Source organism: Pantoea sp. SM3 (assembly GCF_000963995.1).
GTDB classification, from domain to species: domain Bacteria; phylum Pseudomonadota; class Gammaproteobacteria; order Enterobacterales; family Enterobacteriaceae; genus Pantoea; species Pantoea rwandensis_B.
This window is the reverse complement of the sequence record NZ_JZRD01000005.1, coordinates 166,185-188,338: the sequence shown is the minus strand read 5'-3', so window position 1 is coordinate 188,338 and position 22,154 is coordinate 166,185. Positions and strand designations below refer to the sequence as shown.

General features: G+C 54.3%; 23 protein-coding genes. 11 read left to right on the top strand and 12 right to left on the bottom strand.

Annotated elements, in window-relative coordinates:
* Positions 1-43: 43 nt before the first annotated feature.
* The 4 genes from rpmI to VI01_RS03195 form a co-directional block, all read right to left on the bottom strand.
* Complete coding sequence (rpmI, locus tag VI01_RS03210; protein ID WP_006118955.1) at positions 44-241, bottom strand: 50S ribosomal protein L35; 198 nt, start codon at positions 239-241, stop codon at positions 44-46.
* A 99-nt stretch (positions 242-340) separates the two neighbouring features.
* Positions 341-892 (bottom strand): translation initiation factor IF-3, encoded by a 552-nt coding sequence (infC, locus tag VI01_RS03205; protein ID WP_034821726.1) that lies wholly within the window; start codon positions 890-892, stop codon positions 341-343.
* A 4-nt stretch (positions 893-896) separates the two neighbouring features.
* A complete protein-coding gene (gene thrS, locus VI01_RS03200) occupies positions 897-2,825 on the bottom strand; it encodes a threonine--tRNA ligase (RefSeq protein WP_038647340.1) in 1,929 nt (642 codons plus the stop codon).
* A gap of 244 nt (positions 2,826-3,069) precedes the next feature.
* Positions 3,070-3,831: a YdiY family protein gene (locus VI01_RS03195; protein ID WP_038647342.1), complete on the bottom strand. Its 762-nt coding sequence runs from the start codon at positions 3,829-3,831 to the stop codon at positions 3,070-3,072.
* A gap of 328 nt (positions 3,832-4,159) precedes the next feature.
* Between VI01_RS03195 and ghoS the strand changes: the two genes are divergently transcribed.
* Together ghoS and VI01_RS03185 are read left to right on the top strand one after the other, a co-directional pair.
* Positions 4,160-4,453, top strand: a complete 294-nt coding sequence (ghoS, locus tag VI01_RS03190; RefSeq protein WP_231638443.1) for a type V toxin-antitoxin system endoribonuclease antitoxin GhoS — start codon at positions 4,160-4,162, stop codon at positions 4,451-4,453.
* An 89-nt stretch (positions 4,454-4,542) separates the two neighbouring features.
* The gene (locus VI01_RS03185) at positions 4,543-5,436 is read left to right on the top strand and encodes a fructosamine kinase family protein (protein ID WP_038647344.1); all 894 of its coding nucleotides are present in this window, start codon (positions 4,543-4,545) and stop codon (positions 5,434-5,436) included.
* 4 nt (positions 5,437-5,440) lie between these two features.
* Here VI01_RS03185 and VI01_RS03180 read toward each other — a convergent pair whose 3' ends face one another.
* Positions 5,441-5,977: a YniB family protein gene (locus VI01_RS03180; RefSeq protein ID WP_045813963.1), complete on the bottom strand. Its 537-nt coding sequence runs from the start codon at positions 5,975-5,977 to the stop codon at positions 5,441-5,443.
* A gap of 143 nt (positions 5,978-6,120) precedes the next feature.
* Here VI01_RS03180 and hxpB point away from each other — a divergent pair, with 143 nt between their 5' ends.
* From hxpB to VI01_RS03150, 6 genes are all read left to right on the top strand, one after another.
* Entirely contained in the window at positions 6,121-6,789 is a 669-nt protein-coding gene (hxpB, locus tag VI01_RS03175) for a hexitol phosphatase HxpB (protein ID WP_045813962.1), read from the top strand.
* A 234-nt stretch (positions 6,790-7,023) separates the two neighbouring features.
* Positions 7,024-7,860: a 5-dehydro-4-deoxy-D-glucuronate isomerase gene (kduI, locus tag VI01_RS03170; RefSeq protein ID WP_045813961.1), complete on the top strand. Its 837-nt coding sequence runs from the start codon at positions 7,024-7,026 to the stop codon at positions 7,858-7,860.
* Positions 7,861-7,872: 12 nt separating this feature from the next.
* Positions 7,873-8,634 carry a 2-dehydro-3-deoxy-D-gluconate 5-dehydrogenase KduD gene (kduD, locus tag VI01_RS03165; protein ID WP_038647352.1) on the top strand — a complete coding sequence of 254 codons (762 nt, stop codon included), beginning with the start codon at positions 7,873-7,875 and terminating at the stop codon, positions 8,632-8,634.
* Between the two features lie 134 nt (positions 8,635-8,768).
* On the top strand, positions 8,769-9,359 hold the full coding sequence (locus VI01_RS03160) for a metal-dependent hydrolase (protein WP_038650160.1): 591 nt from the start codon (positions 8,769-8,771) through the stop codon (positions 9,357-9,359).
* Between the two features lie 153 nt (positions 9,360-9,512).
* Positions 9,513-10,904 (top strand): L-cystine transporter, encoded by a 1,392-nt coding sequence (locus tag VI01_RS03155; RefSeq protein WP_045813960.1) that lies wholly within the window; start codon positions 9,513-9,515, stop codon positions 10,902-10,904.
* A gap of 198 nt (positions 10,905-11,102) precedes the next feature.
* Positions 11,103-11,504, top strand: a complete 402-nt coding sequence (locus VI01_RS03150; RefSeq protein WP_045813959.1) for a DUF6515 family protein — start codon at positions 11,103-11,105, stop codon at positions 11,502-11,504.
* Between the two features lie 54 nt (positions 11,505-11,558).
* Here the strand turns inward: VI01_RS03150 and osmE are convergent, their stop codons facing one another.
* Positions 11,559-11,894 carry an osmotically-inducible lipoprotein OsmE gene (gene osmE, locus VI01_RS03145; protein ID WP_038647358.1) on the bottom strand — a complete coding sequence of 112 codons (336 nt, stop codon included), beginning with the start codon at positions 11,892-11,894 and terminating at the stop codon, positions 11,559-11,561.
* 191 nt (positions 11,895-12,085) lie between these two features.
* Between osmE and VI01_RS03140 the strand changes: the two genes are divergently transcribed.
* From VI01_RS03140 to cho, 3 genes are all read left to right on the top strand, one after another.
* Positions 12,086-13,276, top strand: coding sequence for a multidrug effflux MFS transporter (locus VI01_RS03140; protein ID WP_038647360.1), 1,191 nt, complete (start codon positions 12,086-12,088; stop codon positions 13,274-13,276).
* A 117-nt stretch (positions 13,277-13,393) separates the two neighbouring features.
* A complete protein-coding gene (gene nadE, locus VI01_RS03135; RefSeq protein ID WP_045813958.1) occupies positions 13,394-14,221 on the top strand; it encodes an ammonia-dependent NAD(+) synthetase in 828 nt (275 codons plus the stop codon).
* Positions 14,222-14,333: 112 nt separating this feature from the next.
* The gene (gene cho, locus VI01_RS03130; RefSeq protein WP_045813957.1) at positions 14,334-15,194 is read left to right on the top strand and encodes an excinuclease Cho; all 861 of its coding nucleotides are present in this window, start codon (positions 14,334-14,336) and stop codon (positions 15,192-15,194) included.
* Between the two features lie 78 nt (positions 15,195-15,272).
* Here cho and spy read toward each other — a convergent pair whose 3' ends face one another.
* From spy to VI01_RS03100, 6 genes are all read right to left on the bottom strand, one after another.
* Positions 15,273-15,770, bottom strand: coding sequence for an ATP-independent periplasmic protein-refolding chaperone Spy (gene spy, locus VI01_RS03125; RefSeq protein WP_045813956.1), 498 nt, complete (start codon positions 15,768-15,770; stop codon positions 15,273-15,275).
* Between the two features lie 280 nt (positions 15,771-16,050).
* On the bottom strand, positions 16,051-17,046 hold the full coding sequence (astE, locus tag VI01_RS03120) for a succinylglutamate desuccinylase (RefSeq protein WP_045813955.1): 996 nt from the start codon (positions 17,044-17,046) through the stop codon (positions 16,051-16,053).
* Positions 17,047-17,089: 43 nt separating this feature from the next.
* Positions 17,090-18,418, bottom strand: a complete 1,329-nt coding sequence (gene astB / locus VI01_RS03115; RefSeq protein WP_045813954.1) for an N-succinylarginine dihydrolase — start codon at positions 18,416-18,418, stop codon at positions 17,090-17,092.
* Entirely contained in the window at positions 18,418-19,884 is a 1,467-nt protein-coding gene (gene astD, locus VI01_RS03110) for a succinylglutamate-semialdehyde dehydrogenase (protein WP_045813953.1), read from the bottom strand. Before astD ends, astB begins: the two co-directional genes overlap by 1 nt.
* Positions 19,881-20,912 (bottom strand): arginine N-succinyltransferase, encoded by a 1,032-nt coding sequence (astA, locus tag VI01_RS03105; protein WP_045813952.1) that lies wholly within the window; start codon positions 20,910-20,912, stop codon positions 19,881-19,883. The genes astD and astA overlap by 4 nt, the downstream gene beginning before the upstream one ends.
* Positions 20,909-22,129: an aspartate aminotransferase family protein gene (locus VI01_RS03100; RefSeq protein ID WP_045813951.1), complete on the bottom strand. Its 1,221-nt coding sequence runs from the start codon at positions 22,127-22,129 to the stop codon at positions 20,909-20,911. Before VI01_RS03100 ends, astA begins: the two co-directional genes overlap by 4 nt.
* Positions 22,130-22,154 lie beyond the last annotated feature (25 nt).

Sequence of the window (22,154 nt, the reverse complement as noted above, 5' to 3'; positions counted from 1 at the left end):
CTGCAGTACGCAAAGTGTTCAGGCAGATTTATAAAAAGTTTACTTATGCGTACGGCAGGCAGGCAACAACCAGACCCAGATCGCCTTTAGACACCATGCCTTTCGGACGCAGGTGACGTTTACGCTTGGTAGACTTCTTAGTCAGAATATGACGCAGGTTCGCGTGCTTACGCTTGAAGCCGCCAGAAGCGGTCTTCTTGAAGCGCTTAGCCGCGCCACGGACAGTTTTAATCTTTGGCATTTTTACAAATATCCACTTCGCATTGTTAATAAAATGAATCAGACAGGCGAATAAAATTCCGCACAGCGCGAACGCTGCGCGGTATTATTACTTGAAGGCCTACTGTTTCTTCTTCGGTGCGAGCACCATGATCATCTGGCGGCCTTCGATCTTAGTCGGGAAGGACTCGACAATGGCCAGATCCAGATCTTCACACAGGTCTTTACGGACGCGGTTGAGCACTTCCATACCGATCTGCTGGTGCGCCATTTCACGACCACGGAAACGCAGCGTGATTTTGGCTTTATCGCCCTCTTCCAGAAAGCGAATCAGGTTGCGTAGTTTGACCTGATAGTCGCCATCATCGGTACCAGGACGGAATTTGATTTCCTTAACCTGGATAACTTTCTGCTTCTTCTTCTGTTCCTTAGAAGACTTACTCTTTTCATAAAGGAACTTGCCGTAATCCATAATACGGCAAACCGGCGGTTCGGCGTTCGGGCTGATTTCAACTAAATCTACGCCAGCTTCTTCGGCTTTCTCAATTGCTTCGCGCAATGTCACAATGCCAAGTTGCTCGCCGTCTACGCCAGTTAAGCGCACTTCGGTAGCACGGATTTCGCCGTTGATACGGTTCGGACGCGTCGGTTGTACTCGTTTTCCGCCTTTAATAACCTTATTCCTCTAATTGGTGAAGATGTCGGCTGCGAATCTCTTGTTGCAGCTTCTCAACAAACACATCTACGTCCATGCTCCCGAGGTCTTTACCACGGCGGGTGCGCACGGCAACTTTGCCTGCTTCCACCTCTTTCTCACCGCAAACCAGCATATAAGGGACGCGACGTAATGTGTGCTCGCGGATTTTAAAGCCTATCTTCTCGTTTCTCAAGTCTGCTTTGACACGAATGCCAGCTTTCTGCAATTTCTTTGTCAATTCACTGACATATTCTGCCTGACTGTCGGTAATATTCATCACCACAGCCTGCACCGGGGCCAGCCAGCTCGGGAAGAAGCCCGCGAACTCTTCGGTCAGGATGCCGATAAAGCGCTCCATTGAACCGAGAATCGCACGGTGAATCATGACCGGCGTCTGACGATCGTTGTTTTCGCCCACATAAGTGGCGTCCAAACGTTTTGGCAGGGAGAAGTCTAGCTGAACGGTGCCGCACTGCCATGCGCGGTCGAGGCAATCGTACAGGGTAAACTCAATTTTCGGGCCGTAGAAGGCACCCTCTCCTGGCTGATATTCGAACGGAATTTCGTTCTCCTTCAGCGCTTCTGCTAAATCCACTTCCGCACGGTCCCACATTTCATCGGTACCGATACGTTTCTCCGGACGGGTCGACAGTTTCACCACGATTTTTTCAAAACCGAAGGTGCTGTACATGTCGTAAACCATGCGGATACAGCTGTTCACTTCATCACGAACCTGATCTTCAGTACAGAAGACGTGTGCATCATCCTGGGTAAAACCACGAACGCGCATCAGGCCGTGCAATGCGCCTGAAGGCTCATTACGGTGGCAGCTACCAAATTCCGCCATACGCAGCGGCAGGTCACGGTAGGATTTCAGACCCTGATTAAAGATCTGAACGTGGCCAGGGCAGTTCATTGGCTTGATGCAATATTCACGGTTCTCTGAAGAGGTGGTGAACATCGCTTCTTTGTAGTTTTCCCAGTGGCCGGTTTTTTCCCACAGCACACGGTCCATCATGAACGGACCTTTCACTTCCTGGTAATCGTACTCTTTCAGCTTGGTACGGACGAACACTTCCAGTTCACGGAAGATGGTCCAACCGTCGTTGTGCCAGAACACCATACCTGGCGCTTCTTCCTGCATATGGTACAGGTCGAGCTGCTTACCGATTTTACGGTGATCGCGCTTCGCCGCTTCTTCCAGGCGCTGCAGATAGGCAGCCAGCTGCTTCTTGTCGCCCCACGCTGTACCGTAAATACGCTGCAGCATTTTGTTGTCGCTGTTGCCGCGCCAGTAAGCACCGGAGATTTTCTGCAGTTTGAAGTGATGGCAGAAACGCATGTTCGGCACGTGCGGACCGCGGCACATGTCGATATATTCTTCATGATGATACAAACCAGGTTGATCATCGTGGCTGATGTTTTCGTCAAGAATGGTGGTTTTGTAGCTTTCGCCACGCTCAGCAAACACGTCACGCGCTTCCTGCCAGCTCACCTTCTTCTTCACAACATCGTAATTAGTCTCAGCCAGCTGGTGCATACGCTTTTCCAGCAGCTCAAGATCTTCCTGCGTCAGGGTGTGATCCAAATCGACGTCATAATAGAAGCCGTTATCAATCACCGGACCAATCGCCATTTTGGTATTCGGCCACAGCTGTTTAATTGCATGCCCTAACAGGTGTGCACAAGAGTGACGAATAATTTCCAGACCGGCTTCATCTTTGGCGGTGATAATTGCCACCTGAGCATCTTCGGTGATCGGATCAACCGCGTCCACCAGCTCGCCATTAACACGACCGGCAATGCAGGCTTTCGCCAGACCCGGTCCAATATCCAGAGCGATATCCATCACGCTGACCGGACGGTCAAATACGCGCTGGCTGCCATCAGGAAGAGTAATTACTGGCATTTCATATCCTTAATTGCAGTGGTAAGCCACACGAAAGCCTACATGCAACATTGAGTTCTGTTTGAGTAACCCGGCGTAATGTCAGACCCACGTTGTCGGAATGACGCCAGGAATGTAAAGCGCCGGAGATAATAGCAGCTTTCTGCCGCGATCTAAACCCGCGAAAAATGCGCTAAGCCATCGACAGATAAAAAAAAACCGCTGCGCGGCGCAGGCCGGCAACGGTTTCTTCATCACGGCTCGCTTACATCGCGTAAGAAAGCTGGATGGTGGTTTTGGTGTCGGTACGATCCGGCGCAGACTCTGGCGGATTGTTATTCCAGGTCACGTTGTAAGCCAGCTTCAGCGCAAAGTGCGAGTTAATCGCTACCTGCAAGCCGGTTTCGGAGTTCACCGTCGTATCATCACCGAAGCTGCTCAGCACAGATACACCCTGAATGAACTTGGTGGTATCCGTCAGCTGCCATTGATAACTCACCGCACCATAGCCCAGGGCTTTGGTTTCGTGGCCACCCGCGTGGAAGTCATCATAACGAACACCTGGACCGAATTCAGCACGCAGTGAATGCACCGGGCCATTAAGGATCTGGCGACCGTAACCTGCGGTCAACACATCGCGTGAGTCATAACCGTTGAAACGGTCGCTCAACCAGCTTGCCTGGCCGAACAGGTAGTCAGCACTGTTCAGGTTGTAACGAGTACGACCACCCAGGCTGTAGGTCTCTGACGAACGCTCATCGTTTGAGGAGTTGTTCGCGGCATTACCCCAGAGACTGTAAGCGGTGTTGGTCTGATACCAGGTCATGTTGGTCGCAGCACTCAGCGCTGAACTGGTGGTGTTACCGGTTTGAGCCAGATATCCCGCTGACGCGCTGCCTTCAAACGGTTTTTTTGCCGTTGAAGGGTCATCCATAGAGGTAAAAACAGTGTTATCAGCTAATGCCTGGTGACAAAATGCTCCAGCAGAGAGCAATACAACAGCGGACAGCTTATTAAAGGCTTTCATTAAATGTGACCCGTACGGCAGTTTAAAAAAGAGTGAGTCTGAAGAGTTTTCCCGGCCAATCAATGCAATTTACGGTAAGTTTTGTAAAAAAGTATGAAGGTGCCAGAAATGCCAGGTTCCGCGCTGGAACCGCATGGTTAATAGGAGCTTTCCCATTTCCGCTGCGCATTATAAGAGGCAATTAACCAAATAGCAGCCCAATTGATACAAGAATTTTCTGAAGCCTGTTGACGCAGATTTACGCCTCCTTTCCCCTCCCAATTGCGCAGAATTCGCTCTATTCGCAGCGCTGGTCTACGCTGGAATTTGTTCCATAACAACGAGGTGAATGATGAGTAACCACGACCTGAAACGTTACATTGTCACGCTAAGCTATTCGGATGAGAGCTTAGGCGATCTGCAATCTCTGAACAGTGTGATGGTCAATGGCGGTTACACCACGACCCTGCATGACGACGAGGGCCGTTCACATGAATTGGGGACCAACAGTTTTGGCATCATCACTGCCCTGGAACAACACGAGATTGCGGAACACGCAGCCGGGCTGGCCGATGTTGCTTTGCACCGCCAGGCAGGGGTGAAAATCAGCACGCTTTCCGAATTTCTAAAGGCAAAACCCTGACGCGCCACAAATAATCGCCCCACCACTGGTTTTGCTGAAGTTTTGAGCGCTACAATCAAACTTACGCAGCGAATAAAGAGGATTACCCAATGTGGTCAGCCATTAGTCGTCTGTTGAGCGAACACGCCGGTGAAGCTGAAATCACTGAACGTTACGAACTTCCCGGTGGCGATGTGCATCCTGCCTGGCGCCTCCGCTACGGCGATCTCGACGTTTTCGTTAAATGTAATACGCGCGATATGCTCACCCTGTTTAGCTGGGAAGCGGATCAGTTGGGCTTGCTGGCGCGGACACAGACGGTCCGGGTGCCAAAAGTGTATGGCGTCGGGAATGACCGCGACAGCAGCTTTTTGCTGTTGGAGTATATTCAGCCAGAGGCGCTGAACGAACACAGCGCCTTCCAGCTTGGCCAGCAGTTAGCTCACCTGCATCAATGGAGCGAGCAACCGCAGTTTGGCCTCGATTACGATAACAACATCACCACCTCCCCCCAGCCCAACAGCTGGCTACGCCGCTGGTCGGTGTTCTTTGCTGAACAGCGTATTGGCTGGCAACTACAACTGGCCGCTGAGAAAGGGGTGCAATACGGCAATACCGAACTGATCGTCGATTGCGTGCAACGCGCGCTGGCCAATCATCATCCACAGCCTTCTTTATTACACGGCGATTTGTGGCCTGCTAACTGCGCGGATAGCAGCAGTGGGCCATGGTTGTTTGACCCCGCCTGCTATTGGGGCGATCGAGAATGCGATCTCGCGATGCTAAATTACTACGTCGAATTGCCACGCCAGATTTACGAGGGATATCACTCGGTGTGGCCGCTGGCAGAAGGATTTTCGCAACGACAGCCCGTGTATCAGCTCTACTATTTGCTCAACCGCGCCAACGTGTTTGCCGGTAACTGGACAAACGCCGCACAATTCGCGATTGACCAGTTGTTAAATGAAGATGCATTGGGACAACGTCAGGCCAGGCCGGCCTGACGCCTTACAGCATGCCCAGTAATTTCAGGACAAAATAACCCGCAATAGCAATCACGATTGGCAGGATATAGAGCGGGAAAACTTGCAGCAAAATAGTATGTCGCGGGACATGGATCTTCTCTTCCAGCTGCGCGCGTGTGCGTCCTTCTGCTCCTTTGGCTTGTTCAAGAATCAACTGATCCTCAATACCTTCCTTGATGTGACGCGACTGACGCCACATGCGTGCGCCTGACGCCTGCAGCGCAATGCCGACGAAAATCAGGATGTAGATGATCCAGAAGCCAATATTGGCACCGCCATTAAACTCCGGAACCGGTGAATTTTGCCAAAACAGGTTCAAAAACGGCGTGTTGAACTTGATCATGTCGACCATGACATGGACAAAATCGAGCATCACGGCATCAATGCCCGGCTGCTTTTCACTGTGTTTAAACATGAAGCCGAGAATTGAAATAATGGTGGATAGCAGCGCCGGAATAAAAATTACCCAGCCAGCCACTCGCTTAAGGATGGCGATGCGGCCAGCCTGTTGGTAAGTCATGGTGTCTCCCTTCACATACAGTAGTTTTGCCCTAAGTCTACCTGCACTGCGGCTTTTTTTCCTGAAAAATGCGTAACCTGCCGTGAGTCGGATTTACCGGCTGCACATGGTATGGTAGGGCAAATTTCAAACGGAGCTGTTGTATGTCTTATCGTCGCCCGGTGTTGGCCGCTATTTTTGATATGGACGGATTGCTGATCGATTCTGAACCCCTGTGGGATCAGGCGGAACTGGATGTGTTTGCCAGTTTGGGGGTGGATATTACCCGCCGCCATGAACTGCCCGATACGCTGGGTTTGCGCATCGATCAAACCGTCCGTATGTGGTTTGAAGCCCTGCCGTGGAACGGCCCGGATCAGGCGGAAGTGACGCAACGTATCATTGCCCGCGCACTGGCATTGGTTGAGGAGACGCGTCCATTACTGCCCGGCGTTGAACAGGCATTGCAACTTTGCCAGCAGCAGGGATTGAAGATCGCCCTCGCCTCAGCATCACCGCTGTTTATGTTGGAGCGCGTGCTGGAGATGTTCGACCTGCGCAAATACTTCGACGCCATTGCTTCAGCCGAAGCACTGCCTTACAGCAAACCTCATCCACAGGTCTATCTGGATGCGGCGGCGAAGTTGGCGGTGGATCCGCTGAACTGTGTGACGCTGGAAGATTCGTTTAATGGCATGATCGCCACCAAAGCCGCGCGCATGCGTTCGATTGTGGTGCCTGCAGCTGAGTACGCGGATGATGCGCGTTGGGCGCTGGCCAATGTGAAGCTGGCGAATTTGACCGAGCTGAAAGCTGAGCATCTGTTCAATTAATTCTGATACACCTGTGTCGGGCCAGGACGCAGCCCATCCACTCTCGTTGCCCACCTGTGGGCAACGCTTTCCATTGTTCCTCTGAGCACTCACTACAGCAATAACCGTGTGTATTAGATCGCCCACACAATTAAATAAAACAACGTTTCATTTTTATTGAATTCATGTCCCATCCTGCCTAAGATGCCCAAAGACCCACTTCGGGACACTTCCTTTAACTTTGAGAGGTCTGAGATGGACGTTCGTCAAAGCATTCATACTGAGCATGCAAAAAATCTGGACACCGCCGGATTACGTCGCGAATTTTTGATCGAGAAAATTTTTGCGGCCGACAATTACACCCTCACTTACAGCCACATTGATCGCATCATCATTGGGGGTGTTATGCCAATTCAGCAGTCGGTGACGATCGGTGAGGAAGTCGGCAAACAGCTGGGCGTCAGCTATTTTCTCGAACGCCGCGAACTGGGCGTGATCAACATTGGCGGACCGGGCTTGATTGACGTCGATGGCAAAACCTGGGAGGTGGGCCATCAGGAGGCGCTGTATGTTGGCCAGGGTGCCAAAAGCGTGGTTTTCCGCAGCAGCAACGCCAATCTTCCAGCGAAGTTTTACTACAACAGCGCACCCGCACATACCCGTTATCCGGATAAAAAGATTACCCTGCAGGATGCAGTCAAAGCCACGTTAGGCGATGCTGCGACCTCAAACCGTCGCACCATTAATAAATTTATCGTGCCGGATGTGTTACCTACCTGCCAACTCACCATGGGACTCACGCGTCTTGATGACGGCAATCTGTGGAACACCATGCCGTGTCACACCCATGAACGTCGCATGGAAGTGTACTTTTACTTTGATATGGCAGATGACAGCGCCGTTTTCCACATGATGGGTCAGCCGCAGGAAACGCGCCATTTACTGGTGCACAACGAGCAGGCGGTGATTTCACCGAGTTGGTCAATCCATGCCGGTGTGGGGACACAGCGCTATACCTTTATCTGGGGCATGGTGGGCGAAAACCAGGTGTTCGATGACATGGATCACGTCAGCATCAGCGCGCTGCGCTAACAGGAGCGGAAGATGATTCTTAACGCATTTAATCTTGAAGGCAAAATTGCGCTGGTCACCGGCTGCAATACCGGTTTAGGTCAGGGGATGGCCTTAGGGTTGGCGCAAGCCGGCTGTGACATCATCGGCGTTAACCGTGCCGGTCCTGCCGATACACAGGCTAAAGTTGAAGCCCTGGGCCGCCGCTTTTGGTCGATTCAGGCCGATTTGACTCAGCCGAAAGGGGTGCCGCAGATTGTTGAGCAAGCCGTGGCTCAGGCAGGACGTATCGATATTCTGGTGAATAACGCGGGCATCATCCGCCGTGAAGATGCGCTCAACTTCAGCGAGCAGGACTGGGACGATGTGATGAACATCAACAGCAAAAGCCTGTTCTTCCTGTCTCAGCAGGTGGCGCGTCAGTTTATCGCTCAGGGCAACGGCGGCAAAATTATTAATATCGCCTCAATGCTCTCCTTTCAGGGCGGCATCCGCGTGCCCTCTTACACTGCGTCGAAAAGCGCAGTGATGGGTTTAACGCGGCTGATGGCCAATGAGTGGGCGAAACACGGCATTAACGTAAATGCCATCGCTCCTGGCTACATGGCGACCAATAACACCGAACAACTGCGCAATGATGAGTCGCGCAATGAAGAGATCCTTGGGCGCATCCCTGCCGGACGCTGGGGTGTTCCGGATGATATGATGGGTCCGATCGTGTTTCTGGCTTCTGACGCTGCAGATTATGTGCACGGCTACACGCTGGCCGTCGATGGTGGATGGTTAGCACGCTAACCTGTTCTTTTCCCGCGTCATTATGACGCGGGAAAGCGAAAAATATTAACGCTTCGTTACAGCGTCACCGTTCTATTTCACTGGATAAATCCCTATACTGGATGCATCGACAGTTTTTGCAGCCAGGTTTCATCATGACGGCCGAAGGCCATATCATTTTTGCCATTGCCAGTGCGATTTTTGCTAAGCGTGCGGAGCTGACGCCAGTCATGGCCAGCGCCGACTGGTGGCATCTCGTGCCTGCTGCACTTCTGACCTGTCTGCTGCCTGATATTGACCATCCTAAATCTGTGTTAGGCCAGCGCCTGAAATGGATCTCGCAACCTATCGCTCGCGCCTTTGGTCATCGTGGATTTACTCACAGTTTGCTGGCGGTGGCGGTCAGCCTGTGGCTATTCCAGATTAACGTCCCGGCGGACTGGTTCCTGCCTGCCGATGTCTTACAGGGGATGACGCTGGGCTATCTCAGTCACATCGTCGCCGACATGTTGACCCCCGCAGGCGTCCCCTTGCTGTGGCCGTGCCGCTGGCGTTTCCGCCTGCCGCTGCTCAACAGCCAAAAAGGTAATCAGCTGGAGCGCGCACTTTGCCTCGCATTGGTCGGATATGCACTGTGGTTTCCCGCTGGCATGCCCTCTTTTGGTGCCAACGGTTGGCCCGAGCAACTGTTTAATACGCTGCAAAATGGAGTCGGTCGGCTGGTTAATGGTCAAAACGGTCAATAATCAGGCAGATCAATCAAGAAAGTTATAAACCATTCCTTTTGAGTATAAGCCTGCACTTTCCTGAACTGGTAACATTCCTGACATTCCCTGACGGGAACTTACTGTTTTCCGTGCCAGCCAAACGTGCTGCGCGGCACACCTCTGGAGTCGAGTATGGATTTTCCCCTCATTATTAATATCGTCGCCTTTGTTGCGTTGCTGATTCTGTTGAATCGCATTGGCAACCAAAGCTGGAGCTTGTCGAAACGCGTGCTGACTGGCTTAGTGATTGGCGTGCTGTTCGGTCTGGCGCTGCAAACCATTTATGGCGAAAACAGCCCGGTGGTTAAGGATTCAATCAGCTGGTTCAACATTGTCGGCAACGGTTATGTCCAGTTGCTGCAGATGATTGTGATGCCGCTGGTGTTTGCGTCGATCCTGAGCGCTGTCGCGCGCCTGCATAATGCCTCTTCACTCGGCAAGATCAGCGTGCTGACCATTGGCGTATTGCTGTTCACCACCGCGATCTCCGCGCTGGTGGGTGTGATGGTCACCGGGCTGTTTGGCCTGAGCGCAGAAGGTCTGGTGCAGGGTGCGCAGGAAACCGCACGTCTGAGCGCGATCCAGAGCAACTATGTAGGCAAGGTTGCAGATCTCAGTACGCCGCAGCTGCTGCTCTCCTTTATCCCGAAAAATCCGTTTGCCGATATGGCGGGCGCTAACCCAACCTCGATCATTAGCGTGGTGATCTTCGCTGCCTTCCTCGGCGTGGCGGCATTGCAGCTGCTGAAGGATGACAAAGTCAAAGGCGAGCGCGTACTGGTGGCAATTGATACGCTGCAGTCCTGGGTGATGAAACTGGTGCGTTTGATCATGAAGCTGACGCCGTACGGTGTGCTGGCGCTGATGACCAAAGTGGTGGCAGGCTCTAACCTGCAGGACATCATCAAGCTGGGCGGTTTTGTGGTGGCCTCTTATCTCGGTCTGGCGATCATGTTTGGCGTGCACGCCCTGCTGCTGTCAGTGAACGGTATCAACCCGATGCGCTTCTTCCGCAAAGTATGGCCGGTGATCACCTTCGCTTTCACCAGCCGTTCCAGTGCGGCCAGCATTCCGCTGAACGTGGAAACGCAGACGCGCCGTCTTGGTGTGCCGGAATCGATTGCCAGCTTCTCGGCTTCCTTTGGTGCCACCATTGGTCAGAACGGTTGCGCCGGTTTGTACCCGACCATGCTGGCGGTGATGGTTGCACCAACGGTCGGCATCAACCCGTTTGATCCGATGTGGATTGCGACACTGGTCGGTATCGTTACGCTGAGCTCAGCCGGTGTTGCCGGTGTTGGCGGCGGTGCTACTTTCGCTGCGCTGATTGTGCTGCCAGCGATGGGCTTGCCAGTCACACTGGTTGCCCTGCTGATTTCCATCGAGCCGCTGATCGATATGGGCCGTACCGCATTGAACGTCAATGGTTCGATGACAGCAGGTTCACTCACCAGTCGCTGGCTCGGTTTGACCGATAAAAAAGTGCTGGAAAGCGACGAGCACGCTGAACTGGCGCATCGCTAATTCCGACGCAACAGAACAACGGCAGGCCTCATCGCCTGCCGTTTTTTTATGGCTGAAACTCCGCAATTCCCCCCGATCGTGGCGTTAGCGTCAGGAAAGCGTTAAGCATGGTAAACAGACGAAAAATCAGCCACTTTTCACTTGAGTTTTGTCATTAAAAGGCGAATTCTGCTATCAGTCATAGCAGGAGAATCACCGATGAAAAACGTTATCGCCTCGGTGCTGGCGTTAACCTTATTAACGCCAGCCATCAGTTTTGCCCACCCTTACGGCTGGGGCCCCGGCCCAGGTCCACATTGGGGTGGGGGTCCACATTGGGGAGGTGGCCCACGTTGGGGTGGCCCGGGTCCGTTGCGCTTCTTACCTGAAGCGGCTACTGCGGTGCTGATTGGCGGTCTCACCTATTACATGCTGAATGGCAACTACTACCAGCGTCAGGGCGATACCTATGTCGTCGTTCAGGCGCCTGAAGCACCGCCAGAGGGCGGAATGCGCGTGCTGGATTTCAACGGAAAACGCTATTACGTGCAGGAAGGTCACTACTATCAGCGTGAGATGGGCGGCAATTATGTTGAAGTGCCCCGCCCGTACGGACTGTAAGCGTGAAACGAAAAAAGGCCCGTCATCGACGGGCCTTTTTGTATTCGGCAAGAATTACTGTGCAGCTTGCGGATCGGTATCGTAGTCTTTACAGCTCTGGAAGCCGTAGTTCATCACGCGGCCCACATCGTTGTAACTGACAAAGTAGGTCTGTGCTTTACCATCTCGCTCGCCGAGCACGTAGGTCTGGCAAGTACCACGGGCATGTACCATGGTAATTTCAGTTGATGGCGCACCCGCAATCTGGCGTACCTGATCGCGCGTCATTCCTTTTTTCACATCTTTAACCACCGGCTTAGTCACATAGCTTTCGGCTTTGTCATAAGTCGTACAACCCGATAAGGCTACCAGCGTCATAGCGGCAGCGATACATCCCAGCACTTTATTCATCTTTATATTCCTCATACTTTGTCCATGTCACACTAAGCCTGGATCATAAATCCAGATTTATCAACTTAATGGCTTCGCTTTAAGCCCATTCTGAAGCGTTAGTTTTACGTAAAGTTGCTGTGTTGCCGCTTCACGCTTCGTATAATCTCCCGGCAAAAAAAATCTTAAGACATCAATAAAACAGAGGATCAATGACACCTGCACACTCTAATCGGCTGGTTTACGCCATTACGCTGGGCCTGCTCGCGGCACTTGGACCGCTCTGTATCGACCTGTACTTGCCCGCCTTACCTGAACTGGCGCGCGATCTGCATACCGAAACCGCCACCGCGCAGTTAAGTTTAACCGCAGGATTACTGGGCCTCGGCGCCGGACAATTGCTGTTTGGCCCGATGAGCGACAAGTTTGGCCGTATCCGCCCGTTGTTGCTGTCGCTGGTGCTGTTATTTATCGCGTCGATTGGCTGCGCGCTAGCAAAAGACATTCACTCTCTGTTGGTAGCACGTCTGTTTGAAGGTCTGGCGGGCGCAGGCGGCGCGGTGTTGTCACGCGCTATCGCACGCGATATGTACAGCGGCCATGAACTGACTCGCTTCTTTGCCCTGCTGATGCTGGTGAATGGCCTGGCGCCAATTGGTGCACCGGTGCTCGGCGGTGTGTTAATGACGGTGCTGAACTGGCGCGGCATTTTTGTGGTACTCGGTTGTATCGCTGTACTGCTGATCTTCCTCGCACGCTGGAAACTGCACGAAACGCTGCCCGCTGAACGTCGTAGCCAGGGCTCAATCTTTTCCGCCTGGGCAGCACTCGGCCAGGTGATTACTCATCGTCCCTTCATGGGCTTCTGCCTGACGCAGGGCTTTATGATGTCCGGCATGTTTGCCTACATCGGCGCTTCCCCATTTGTGTTACAGCAAATCTACGGCCTCTCACCCCAGGCGTTTAGCTTCTGTTTCGCTGCTAATGGCTTCGGCCTGATTATTGCATCTCAAACCAGTGCACGTTTGTGCCCACTGTGGGGAGAATATCGCGTGCTAAAAGGCGGGCTGACGCTGGCATTCGTGGCGTCGAGCTGTCTGTTATTAGCGGGTCTGACCGGGGCACCGCTGCCGGTGATCCTGCTGGCACTGTTCTTCACCATTGCCAGTAACGGTGTCATTGCGACGACGGCTTCGTCTCTGGCGATGCAGAGTCAGGGGCATCGTGCAGGCAGTGCCTCAGCGGTGATTGGTGTCACCATGTTCACGTTAGGTGCCATTAGCGTGCCCGTAACCGGTTTGGGGGGCACCTCAGTATCGAGCATGACGGGCACTATCTTTGGCTGCTTTATGCTGGCAATTTTGATGTTCATCCTGTTGGCACAAAAACCAAAAAGCGCCTGAAAAGCCTGCAAATAAGTGCGACAACAAGCCATGCGGCTTGTTGTTTGCCAACGGAGGCGTTAGCTTTAGCAGATGATTCGTATTGTGCCGTCAGGCTACTGACTTGAGGAGAGGTTCATGTCACTGCAGCAGGAAATCATTGAAGCGTTGGGTGTTAAACCCGTTATCGATCCGCAACAGGAAGTCCGCGTCAGCGTCGATTTTCTGAAATCCTACCTGAAAGCCAATCCATTCCTGAAAACGCTGGTGCTTGGCATTAGCGGCGGACAGGACTCCACGCTGACTGGCATCCTGTCTCAAACCGCCATTCGCGAGTTGCGAGAAGAGACCGGCGATAAGGACTACACCTTTATCGCGGTACGTCTGCCGTATGGCGTGCAGGCCGATGAGCAGGATTGTCAGGATGCGCTGGCGTTTATCCAGCCGGATCGCACGTTAGTGGTCAATATCAAAGAAGCGATTCTCGCCAGTGAGCGCGCGTTGAAAGAAGCGGGCATCGCAGTCTCCGATTTCGTACGCGGCAACGAAAAAGCCCGCGAGCGTATGAAGGCACAATACAGCATCGCCGGCATGACCAAAGGCGTGGTAGTGGGCACCGACCATGCAGCCGAGGCCGTGACCGGCTTCTTTACCAAATACGGTGACGGTGGCAGCGATATCAACCCGATTTTCCGCCTGCACAAAGGCCAGGGCAAACAGCTGTTAAAAACGCTGGGCTGCCCGGAACACTTGTATCTGAAGCATCCTACTGCCGATCTGGAAGACGATCGTCCTGGCTTGCAGGACGAAGTGGCGCTTGGCGTGACCTATCAACAGATTGACGCTTATCTGGAAGGCAAAACCATCGATGCCGCCGCCGCAAAGACCATTGAAGGCTGGTATCTGAAAACCGAACACAAACGTCGTCCGCCGATTACCGTGTTTGACGATTTCTGGAAAAAGTAATTGTTCTACGTTTCCCGCCGCTGTCGCGGGAAACGCCCTCCTTCTGCCGCGGACTGGCGATAAAAGCATCACGCTGATATACTGGACGGACAACCAGTAATCGGAGTGTGTTTTGGTCAGACGTGCAGCCAGCCACCGCCTCGAATTTGATGCGGCCGCGATTTATCAATATCCCGAACATTTACGACAATGGCTGGAAGGATTACCCAATCAGCCAGGCGTGTATACCTTTCACGGTGAGAGCGACAGCCTGCCACTTTATATCGGCAAAAGCGTCAACCTGCGCAGCCGGGTAATGTCGCATTTTCGCACGCCGGATGAAGCCAACATGTTGCGTCAGGCGCGGCGTGTGACCTGGATCCCTACCGCGGGCGATCTTGGCGCGCAACTGCTGGAAGCGCAGATGATTAAAACGCAGCAGCCGCTGTTTAATAAGCGCCTGCGCAAAAATCGTCAGCTCTGTTCGTTGCAGCTTGGCGATGGCGCTCCGCAGGTGGTTTACGCCAAAGATCTCGACTTCTCCTGCTCCCCCAACCTCTACAGTTTGTTTCGCAGTCGTTTTGCGGCCATGGAAAAACTCAAGGCGATTGCCGATGAACAACGCCTGTGCCATGGATTACTGGGATTAGAGCGCTTATCACCGGGACGCGGCTGTTTTCGCGCCGCGCTAAAACGCTGCGCCGGGGCGTGCTGCGGTACCGAATCCGTTGAAGCCCATCAGCAACGTTTGCATCAGGCACTGGAACAGATGCGTGTGGTGTGCTGGCCGTGGCAAGGTCCGGTTGGCATGGTAGAAGTGGGAGCAGAGATGACACAGATTCACGTCATCGATCACTGGTTCTGGCTCGGTTCGGTCACCACCGAAGCGGAAGCCCGCCAGCTACAGCGCGCACGTCAGGGCTTTGATCATGACGGCTATAAAATTTTGTGTCGCCCGCTGTTGTCCGGGGTTTTCCCGCTGATCGAACTCTAAAACAAAACCGCCGACGCTGCCCAATGCATCAGATGCAGTGGACAACGTCGGCGGTCTCAAACCGATGAGCTAAACGGCTTATTCACCATCAGCCGGCGGTGGCGGCATTTTACCGTCATGCGGGCCTTTCTCTGTCAGACGTTTCTCAAAGTTGGCGTTGTACTGTTTTTTCTGTTCAGGTGTCAGCACGTTGTAAATCTTGTTCTGCATTTCCATCATGCTCACCGCACGATCTTTCGCGTTGGCGGTCATTTTCTCAGCCTGCGCTTCGGCTTTCGCTTTATCGAAAGTATCTGAAGCGATGATGCTGTGGTTAGCACGACGCTCTTCCAGAGATGGACGTTTCATCTCTTTATGGCTGTCACGCATGATGGTTTTGATCTGCGCTTTCTGCGCATCCGTCAGATTCAGGCCTTTGAACATCATCTCCATACCGTGATGACGCATTGGCGGCTTGTGCATCGGTTTTTCGCTACCTGCTGGCGGTGGTGTCAGATTGTCCGCTGCAGCGTGGACGATGTTGGCAGCACCAAGAGCCATTGCAGTAGCCAGGAACAGGGAAGTGAGTTTACGCATAATATTTGTCCTTACTATTCAGTTTCATGACGACAAGGTGTGTCGCGTCTTCGGAAACAAGCATACGACGCCAAACGTCAACTACTCAGAGTCTGAGTAAAGCCCTGAAAGCATAAAAGACAGTAATCAGGCAATCATGGAGAGAAAGAGAAGAAATGCGTGAGGAATTGCAAAAGAGTATGACAATCAAACGGAAATGCGCAGGAATTAAGGAGGAGTGTAACGGTATTGTCGGATTTGCGGAAGGGAAAAATGGGTGAATTTTCTTCACCCACCTTATTTATAATGTCAGTGCCTGCGTTTGCTCGTTTTCTTCCACCAGCATCAGGCCAGCACGCAGTCCTGCGGCAACATTTGGGTTGGGAAACAGCACATATTCGCGCGCCTGTTGCACGTAATAGCGCGTGTCACCCTCTTCTGCCAGCAACGTGCCCTGCGGGAAGGCGGTAAAGTTCAGGGTCTCTGGCCCCATGTGCAGCACAAACGCGTCGCCGTGGCGGGTAATCTGCTGCGCCACGCGATAGTGGCGGGGTTGTTCCCGCACCTCTGGCAGTGGCTCACCGTACAACAATGCCGCCAGCGCCAGCTGCACGGCCGCAAACTGGCTGAGATCATTTTCACCAAACGGCAGCGCTTTACCCAGCTCCAGCGTGCAACTGGCCGCATCGTGATGTTCACAGCTGTAATGGGTAAAGGTGCCGCCTGGGGAACGATGAAACACCAGCGCTTCCAGCTCAGCCGCCGCCAGCCAGTGCAGGAAATCCTGCGGCCACGGCTGAGGATTCAGCGGCATCACGCCGAAACGCGCATGGTATGAGCCGCGAATTGCGGTATGCAGATCGAGATGCCAGCGCACTTCATGATCGCGACACTCGCGCCAGAACTGTTCCAGCGCCTGCTCCAGCCGCAGCGTGCGTTGAGCTTCAGGCAAATCGGAGACCTTCTGCCAGCGCCCACCGAACAAGCGGTTAATATCATATTGCTGATAGCGCTTGCCGCTGCGTAGCGCATCGGGATTGCCCAATATCACCAGCAACCGCACCGCTAACGGTTGTTCTCCGCGCAGCAGTGGCGTCAACAACAGGTTAAGAATCTCTACCGGGGCCGTTTCGTTGCCGTGCACGCCCGCTGACAGCACCAGCGCCTGATGCGTCGGTGCATGGGGTGTCAGGGATAGAATGCCCTCATCGTGCCACTGCCACTGTAAATGGGCATTGCTGCCCTGCCGCTGCTGGGGCGGCTTACCTGACAGGGTTTGTTGGAGAAAATCCTGCATGTACACTCCTTTTCAACTCAGAAGCTTCACTTACCCTCTGAGGTTAACGCTGAAATGCGTAGACACTGCCTAAGTCTAGCAGCTGTGTCAGCTCATCCAGCGCGGTGCGTCCTTCACGCAGTAACTGTGGATCGGCCAAATCGGCTTGGGTCAGGCGATCGCGATAATGGCGATCGACCCAACTGTTCAGGGTGGTGAACAGGCGATCGTTCATCAGTACCGCTGGATTGAGGGCCTGACGCTCTGCTTCATTGAGCACCACGCGCAAACGCAGACAGGCTGGCCCACCGCCATTGCACATACTCTCACGCAGATCGAACACCGTGAGCTCACGAATCGGTCCGCCGCTCTCCACCAGCTCGCTCAAGTAGCGCCACACGCCCGCATGCTGGCGTGACTCTTCAGGCAGTACCAGTCGCATCCCACCTTCAGGATGCTGCAACAGCTGGCTGTTAAACAGATAGGTATTCACCGCGTCGGCCACTGACACTTTATCGCGCGGCACCACAATCGGCTGGAAACCGGGCACGCGCGTAGCCAGCTGTTGTAATAACGCCGGCTGATCGACAAACGCCTCTTCATGGCAGAACAGCACCTGCTGGTTGCTGACGGCGATGACATCGTTGTGGAATACGCCCTGATCGATCACCAGCGGGTTTTGCTGAGCAAACAGCGTGCGATCGTCGTCGAGCTGATGCAGGCGCGCCACCGCGGCACTGGCTTCCCGCGTCTGACGTGCCGGATAACGTGCTGGTGCAGCGCCCTGCTGTTGTCCATCACGACCATAAACAAACAGCTGAACACCCGCATCGCCGTACTCCGCGCCAAAGCGGTTATGGTTGGCGGCACCTTCATCGCCAAACAGCGCCACCTGCGGCAAAGCATCATGCACGCTGAAATGTTGCGGATCGCGGAAAATGGCGCGCAGCAAGTCGGCCGTTTCCGGCGCTTCGATGGCGCGGTGGAATTTATTGTTAAGGTTAGCCACGGTAAAGTGCACGCGCCCATCGGCACTGTCGGCTGAAGGCGAAACGGTGGCAGCATTCGCCACCCACATTGCCGAGGCAGAACTGGCCGCAGACAGCAATTGCGGTGCCTGCCGGGCGGCTTTCTCCAGCACCTGTTCGTCAGTGCCAGCGAAACCCAACTGGCGCAGCAGCGGGATATTCGGCCGCTCATGCGGCGGAATCACCCCTTGCACATAGCCCATGTCCGCCAGCGCTTTCATTTTCAACAGGCCCTGTTTCGCCGCCAGACGTGGGTTAGAAGGCTGCAGCTGATTACGCGTTGAGGCTTCATTACCAAATGAGAGCCCGGCGTAATGGTGCGTCAGGCCGACCAGACCGTCAAAATTGGCTTCAAACGCTTTCATCATTCAGCTCCTTCCGCGGAGAAATCCAGTCCCGGCGATAAACTGCCCGGTAAGGCCAGACTCGGGCTCTCCAAAGATGCCATCGGCCACGCGCAGTAATCTGCGGCATACCATGCACTGGCGCGATGATTACCGGATGCACCCACACCACCAAACGGCGCTGAGCTGGCGGCACCGGTTAACGGTTTGTTCCAGTTAACAATCCCGGCACGCGCTTCCAGCAGCAATTGGTCAAACTGCGCACGCTGCGGAGAAATCAAGCCGCAGGAGAGGCCATAGCGCGTCTGGTTGGCGAGGCGAATCGCCTGATCATACTCATCGTAGCGGATGACTTGCAGCAGCGGACCAAACACCTCTTCGTCGGGCAGTTTCGCCACGTCCGTCATCTCAATGATACCGGGAGTGATAATGGCGCTGTCGCGGTCGGGCCAGTGCATCGCCAGCAACACCTTGCCGCCCAGATCGATACGCTGCTGCCAGGCGGCGTAAATATGTCCGGCGGCGGCAGGTGAAATCACGCTGCCCATAAAGGGCTGCGGTTCAGCATTCCAGGCGGCAGGCTGCAGACGAGCGGTCACTGCCACCAAACGCTGCAGGAAGGCATCGCCTGCTGCTCCGCGTTTCACCAGCAGACGACGCGCACAGGTGCAGCGCTGCCCGGCTGTAATAAAGGCAGACTGAATCGCGATGTGCACTGCGCCATCAAGGTCTGAGGGGTCCTCGACGATCAGCGCATTGTTACCGCCCATCTCCAGCGCCAGCATTTTCTCAGGCTGACCGGCAAACTGGCGATGCAGGTGATAGCCTGTTGCGGCACTGCCGGTAAACAGCAAGCCATCGATTTGTGGCTCATGCGCCAGTGCCTGGCCGGTTTCGCGCGCGCCCTGCAACAGCGCGATCACACCCGCTGGCAGCCCCGCTTGCTCCCACAGCTCAACGGTTTTTTCCGCCGTCATCGGCGTAAGCTCACTCGGTTTAAACACGACACAGTTGCCCGCCAGCAGCGCGGGAACGATATGTCCGTTCGGCAGATGGCCAGGAAAATTGTAGGGACCAAACACTGCGAGTACGCCGTGCGGGCGATGGCGCAACGAACTTTCACCCTCGGCCTGTTCTCCGGTACGCGTGTGGTAGGCTTTTACCGAGATGGCGATTTTATTGATCATCGCCTGCACTTCGGTCAGAGTTTCCCAACGCGGTTTTCCGGTTTCTTTGGCGATAGTTTCTGCCAGTGCAGTTTTGTGGCTCTCGAGTAATTTGGCGAAGGCTTCCACTATCGCCTGACGTTCCGCGAAAGGCTTGCGCGCCCAGGCGGGAAAGGCCGCGCGCGCCGCTTCACAAGCCGCCGCCACCTGTGCACCGGTCGCTGCCCGTCCCTGCCATAACGTTTCACCGTTCACCGGGTTTTGTTTGGTTAACGCTTCAGCGCCGCCCGTCAGCCATTGACCATTAATGAAGTGCGTCATGCTTTTTTCTCCTCGCGGCACAGCGTGACCACACGCAATGCATCGCCATAATCGCAGCGCAACGCCGTGCGCTGATGTTCATTGATACGGACTTTTCCACTCGCCATATCGATGGGCAGCAGCGCCACGCGGAAATGCTGGTAATCACCGTTGGCGACCAGGCACAGCGGCCAGCTGTCATCGGCTTCCCCGGCTTCGGCCTGAAGCAGGTGACTTTTACGGATGGCGCGAATGCGATCAATCTCGCACTCCAGCGTTGGGCCGCCGTCAAAGATGTCGACGTAATTGAGATAACGAAACCCTTCCGCTTCCAGCACGGCGCGCGCGGGTGCCGTTTTCGGATGCACTTCGCCAATCACTTTCTGCGCCGCTTCACTGAGATAATGGATATACAGCGGATGTTTTGGCATCAGCTCAGCAATAAAGGCTTTCTGCCCGGTGCCGCTGAGGAAATCGGCTTCACGAAACTCCATGGAGAAGAAACGGCTGCCGACACTGTCCCAGAACGGGGAATGACCTGTGTCATCACTCACACCGCGCATCTCAGCCACCACGTGCTTCATAAAGCGATCGCGGAAATTAGCCATAAACAGGAAGCGAGATTTTGACAGCAGATGGCCATTTTTTCCATCGCGATAATCGGGATCGAGGAACAGCGTGCACAGTTCGCTACTGCCGGTGTGATCGTTACTTAACGACAGCGTTGGCAAACTGGCGTAAACATTTAACTCTTTCGAAGCGTGTACCTGCGTACCCACCCGGAAGTTGTACCACGGGTCTTGCAGGCCCACGGCCACTTCAATGGCACAGATCCCAACAGCACGATTGTCTGCGCTATCGGCCAGTACAAACACATAGCCTTGTTCAGCACGCGAGAGCGCGCCCTGCCAGGTGAGCAGAGAACGCTCAATACGCGCTTTCAGTGTATCGCTATCGGCGGGCAGCGAGGTTAAGCCGCCCCCGGTTTTGCCCGCCAGCGACAGCAACTGCGCAAGGTCGTCACGTTCGACGGGGCGAATCACCATCATGATGCAGCTCCTTTGAGCACGCGAGCGCAGGCACGTTCAAAGCGCGCCAGTCCCTCTTTCACTTCCGCTTCACTGATATTCAGCGCGGGCGCGAAACGCACCACGTTAGCACCGGCAATCAGCACCATGACGCCCTCTTCCGCCGCCGCCAGGTTGAACTGCTTCGCTTTCCCGGCAAAATCTTCATTCAGCACGGCTCCAATCAACAGCCCAAGACCGCGAACTTCTTTAAAGATCGGCAGGCGCTGGTTCATCTCTTTTAATGCCGCGACAAACCACTGATGGCGCTCTGTGACACCCGCCATAAAATCGGGTTGGTTAATCAACTCCATCACTTTACCGGCGACGGCACCTGCCAGCGGGTTACCGCCGTAGGTGGTGCCATGGGTGCCCACGCCCATCACCAGCGCCAGATCTTCACGTGTCAGCATCGCGCCGATCGGGAAGCCACCACCCAGCGCTTTGGCGGTGGTCAGCACGTCCGGCGTCACGCCATAGTGCATGTAGGCATACAGCGAACCGGTACGCCCCACGCCGCTCTGCACTTCATCGAATATCAACGTCGCCTGATGTTTGTCGCACAGTTCACGCAGGCCGCGCAGGAAAGCCGGATCGGCCGGTACAACACCGCCCTCACCCTGAATCGGTTCAACAATCACGGCACAGGTTTGGTCATTGATCAGTGCTGCGGCAGAGGCCAGATCGTTGAAGCTGGCATGTTCAATCGCCGGGGGTAACGGCGCAAAATCACGTGAATAAGCTGGTTGACCACCCGCTGAAACAGTAAATAGCGTGCGTCCGTGGAAAGCATTATTGAAGGCCACGATGCCATTTTTCTCGGCGCCAAAACGATCGTGCGCGACTTTACGCGCCAGTTTCAGTGCTGCCTCATTGGCCTCTGCCCCGGAGTTACAGAAGAACACGCGATCGGCAAAGGTGGCGTCAATGAGCTGTTTAGCCAGGCGCAAAATAGGTTCGTTGGTATAGCCATTGCCAGTGTGCCATAGCTTACCGGCCTGCTCTGTCAGAGCCTGTTGCAAAGCGGGATGCGCATGTCCCAATGCATTAACCGCGATGCCGCCTGCAAAGTCGATGTAATCCTTACCTTGCTGATCCCAGAGCGTTGAGCCTTCAGCACGCACCGGTACAAAAGCTGCGGGGGCATATACCGGCATCATCCATTGATCAAAATCGTGACGTGAAACCTGCAGTGACATAGCCATTTCTCCTGCTCCAGCTAAG

Bases quoted from the DNA above. Each gene is read 5' to 3' on its own strand.
- VI01_RS03100 (WP_045813951.1), bottom strand. From the start codon at position 22,129: ATGTCACTGCAGGTTTCACGTCACGATTTTGATCAATGGATGATGCCG.
- nadE (WP_045813958.1), top strand. From the start codon at position 13,394: ATGTCACTGCAGCAGGAAATCATTGAAGCGTTGGGTGTTAAACCCGTT.
- spy (WP_045813956.1), bottom strand. From the start codon at position 15,770: ATGCGTAAACTCACTTCCCTGTTCCTGGCTACTGCAATGGCTCTTGGT.
- kduD (WP_038647352.1), top strand. From the start codon at position 7,873: ATGATTCTTAACGCATTTAATCTTGAAGGCAAAATTGCGCTGGTCACC.
- rpmI (WP_006118955.1), bottom strand. From the start codon at position 241: ATGCCAAAGATTAAAACTGTCCGTGGCGCGGCTAAGCGCTTCAAGAAG.
- thrS (WP_038647340.1), bottom strand. From the start codon at position 2,825: ATGCCAGTAATTACTCTTCCTGATGGCAGCCAGCGCGTATTTGACCGT.
- osmE (WP_038647358.1), bottom strand. From the start codon at position 11,894: ATGAATAAAGTGCTGGGATGTATCGCTGCCGCTATGACGCTGGTAGCC.
- VI01_RS03160 (WP_038650160.1), top strand. From the start codon at position 8,769: ATGACGGCCGAAGGCCATATCATTTTTGCCATTGCCAGTGCGATTTTT.
- VI01_RS03155 (WP_045813960.1), top strand. From the start codon at position 9,513: ATGGATTTTCCCCTCATTATTAATATCGTCGCCTTTGTTGCGTTGCTG.
- astA (WP_045813952.1), bottom strand. From the start codon at position 20,912: ATGATGGTGATTCGCCCCGTCGAACGTGACGACCTTGCGCAGTTGCTG.
- VI01_RS03150 (WP_045813959.1), top strand. From the start codon at position 11,103: ATGAAAAACGTTATCGCCTCGGTGCTGGCGTTAACCTTATTAACGCCA.
- hxpB (WP_045813962.1), top strand. From the start codon at position 6,121: ATGTCTTATCGTCGCCCGGTGTTGGCCGCTATTTTTGATATGGACGGA.
- astD (WP_045813953.1), bottom strand. From the start codon at position 19,884: ATGACGCACTTCATTAATGGTCAATGGCTGACGGGCGGCGCTGAAGCG.
- astE (WP_045813955.1), bottom strand. From the start codon at position 17,046: ATGCAGGATTTTCTCCAACAAACCCTGTCAGGTAAGCCGCCCCAGCAG.
- VI01_RS03185 (WP_038647344.1), top strand. From the start codon at position 4,543: ATGTGGTCAGCCATTAGTCGTCTGTTGAGCGAACACGCCGGTGAAGCT.
- ghoS (WP_231638443.1), top strand. From the start codon at position 4,160: ATGATGAGTAACCACGACCTGAAACGTTACATTGTCACGCTAAGCTAT.
- astB (WP_045813954.1), bottom strand. From the start codon at position 18,418: ATGAAAGCGTTTGAAGCCAATTTTGACGGTCTGGTCGGCCTGACGCAC.
- VI01_RS03140 (WP_038647360.1), top strand. From the start codon at position 12,086: ATGACACCTGCACACTCTAATCGGCTGGTTTACGCCATTACGCTGGGC.
- VI01_RS03180 (WP_045813963.1), bottom strand. From the start codon at position 5,977: ATGACTTACCAACAGGCTGGCCGCATCGCCATCCTTAAGCGAGTGGCT.
- VI01_RS03195 (WP_038647342.1), bottom strand. From the start codon at position 3,831: ATGAAAGCCTTTAATAAGCTGTCCGCTGTTGTATTGCTCTCTGCTGGA.
- kduI (WP_045813961.1), top strand. From the start codon at position 7,024: ATGGACGTTCGTCAAAGCATTCATACTGAGCATGCAAAAAATCTGGAC.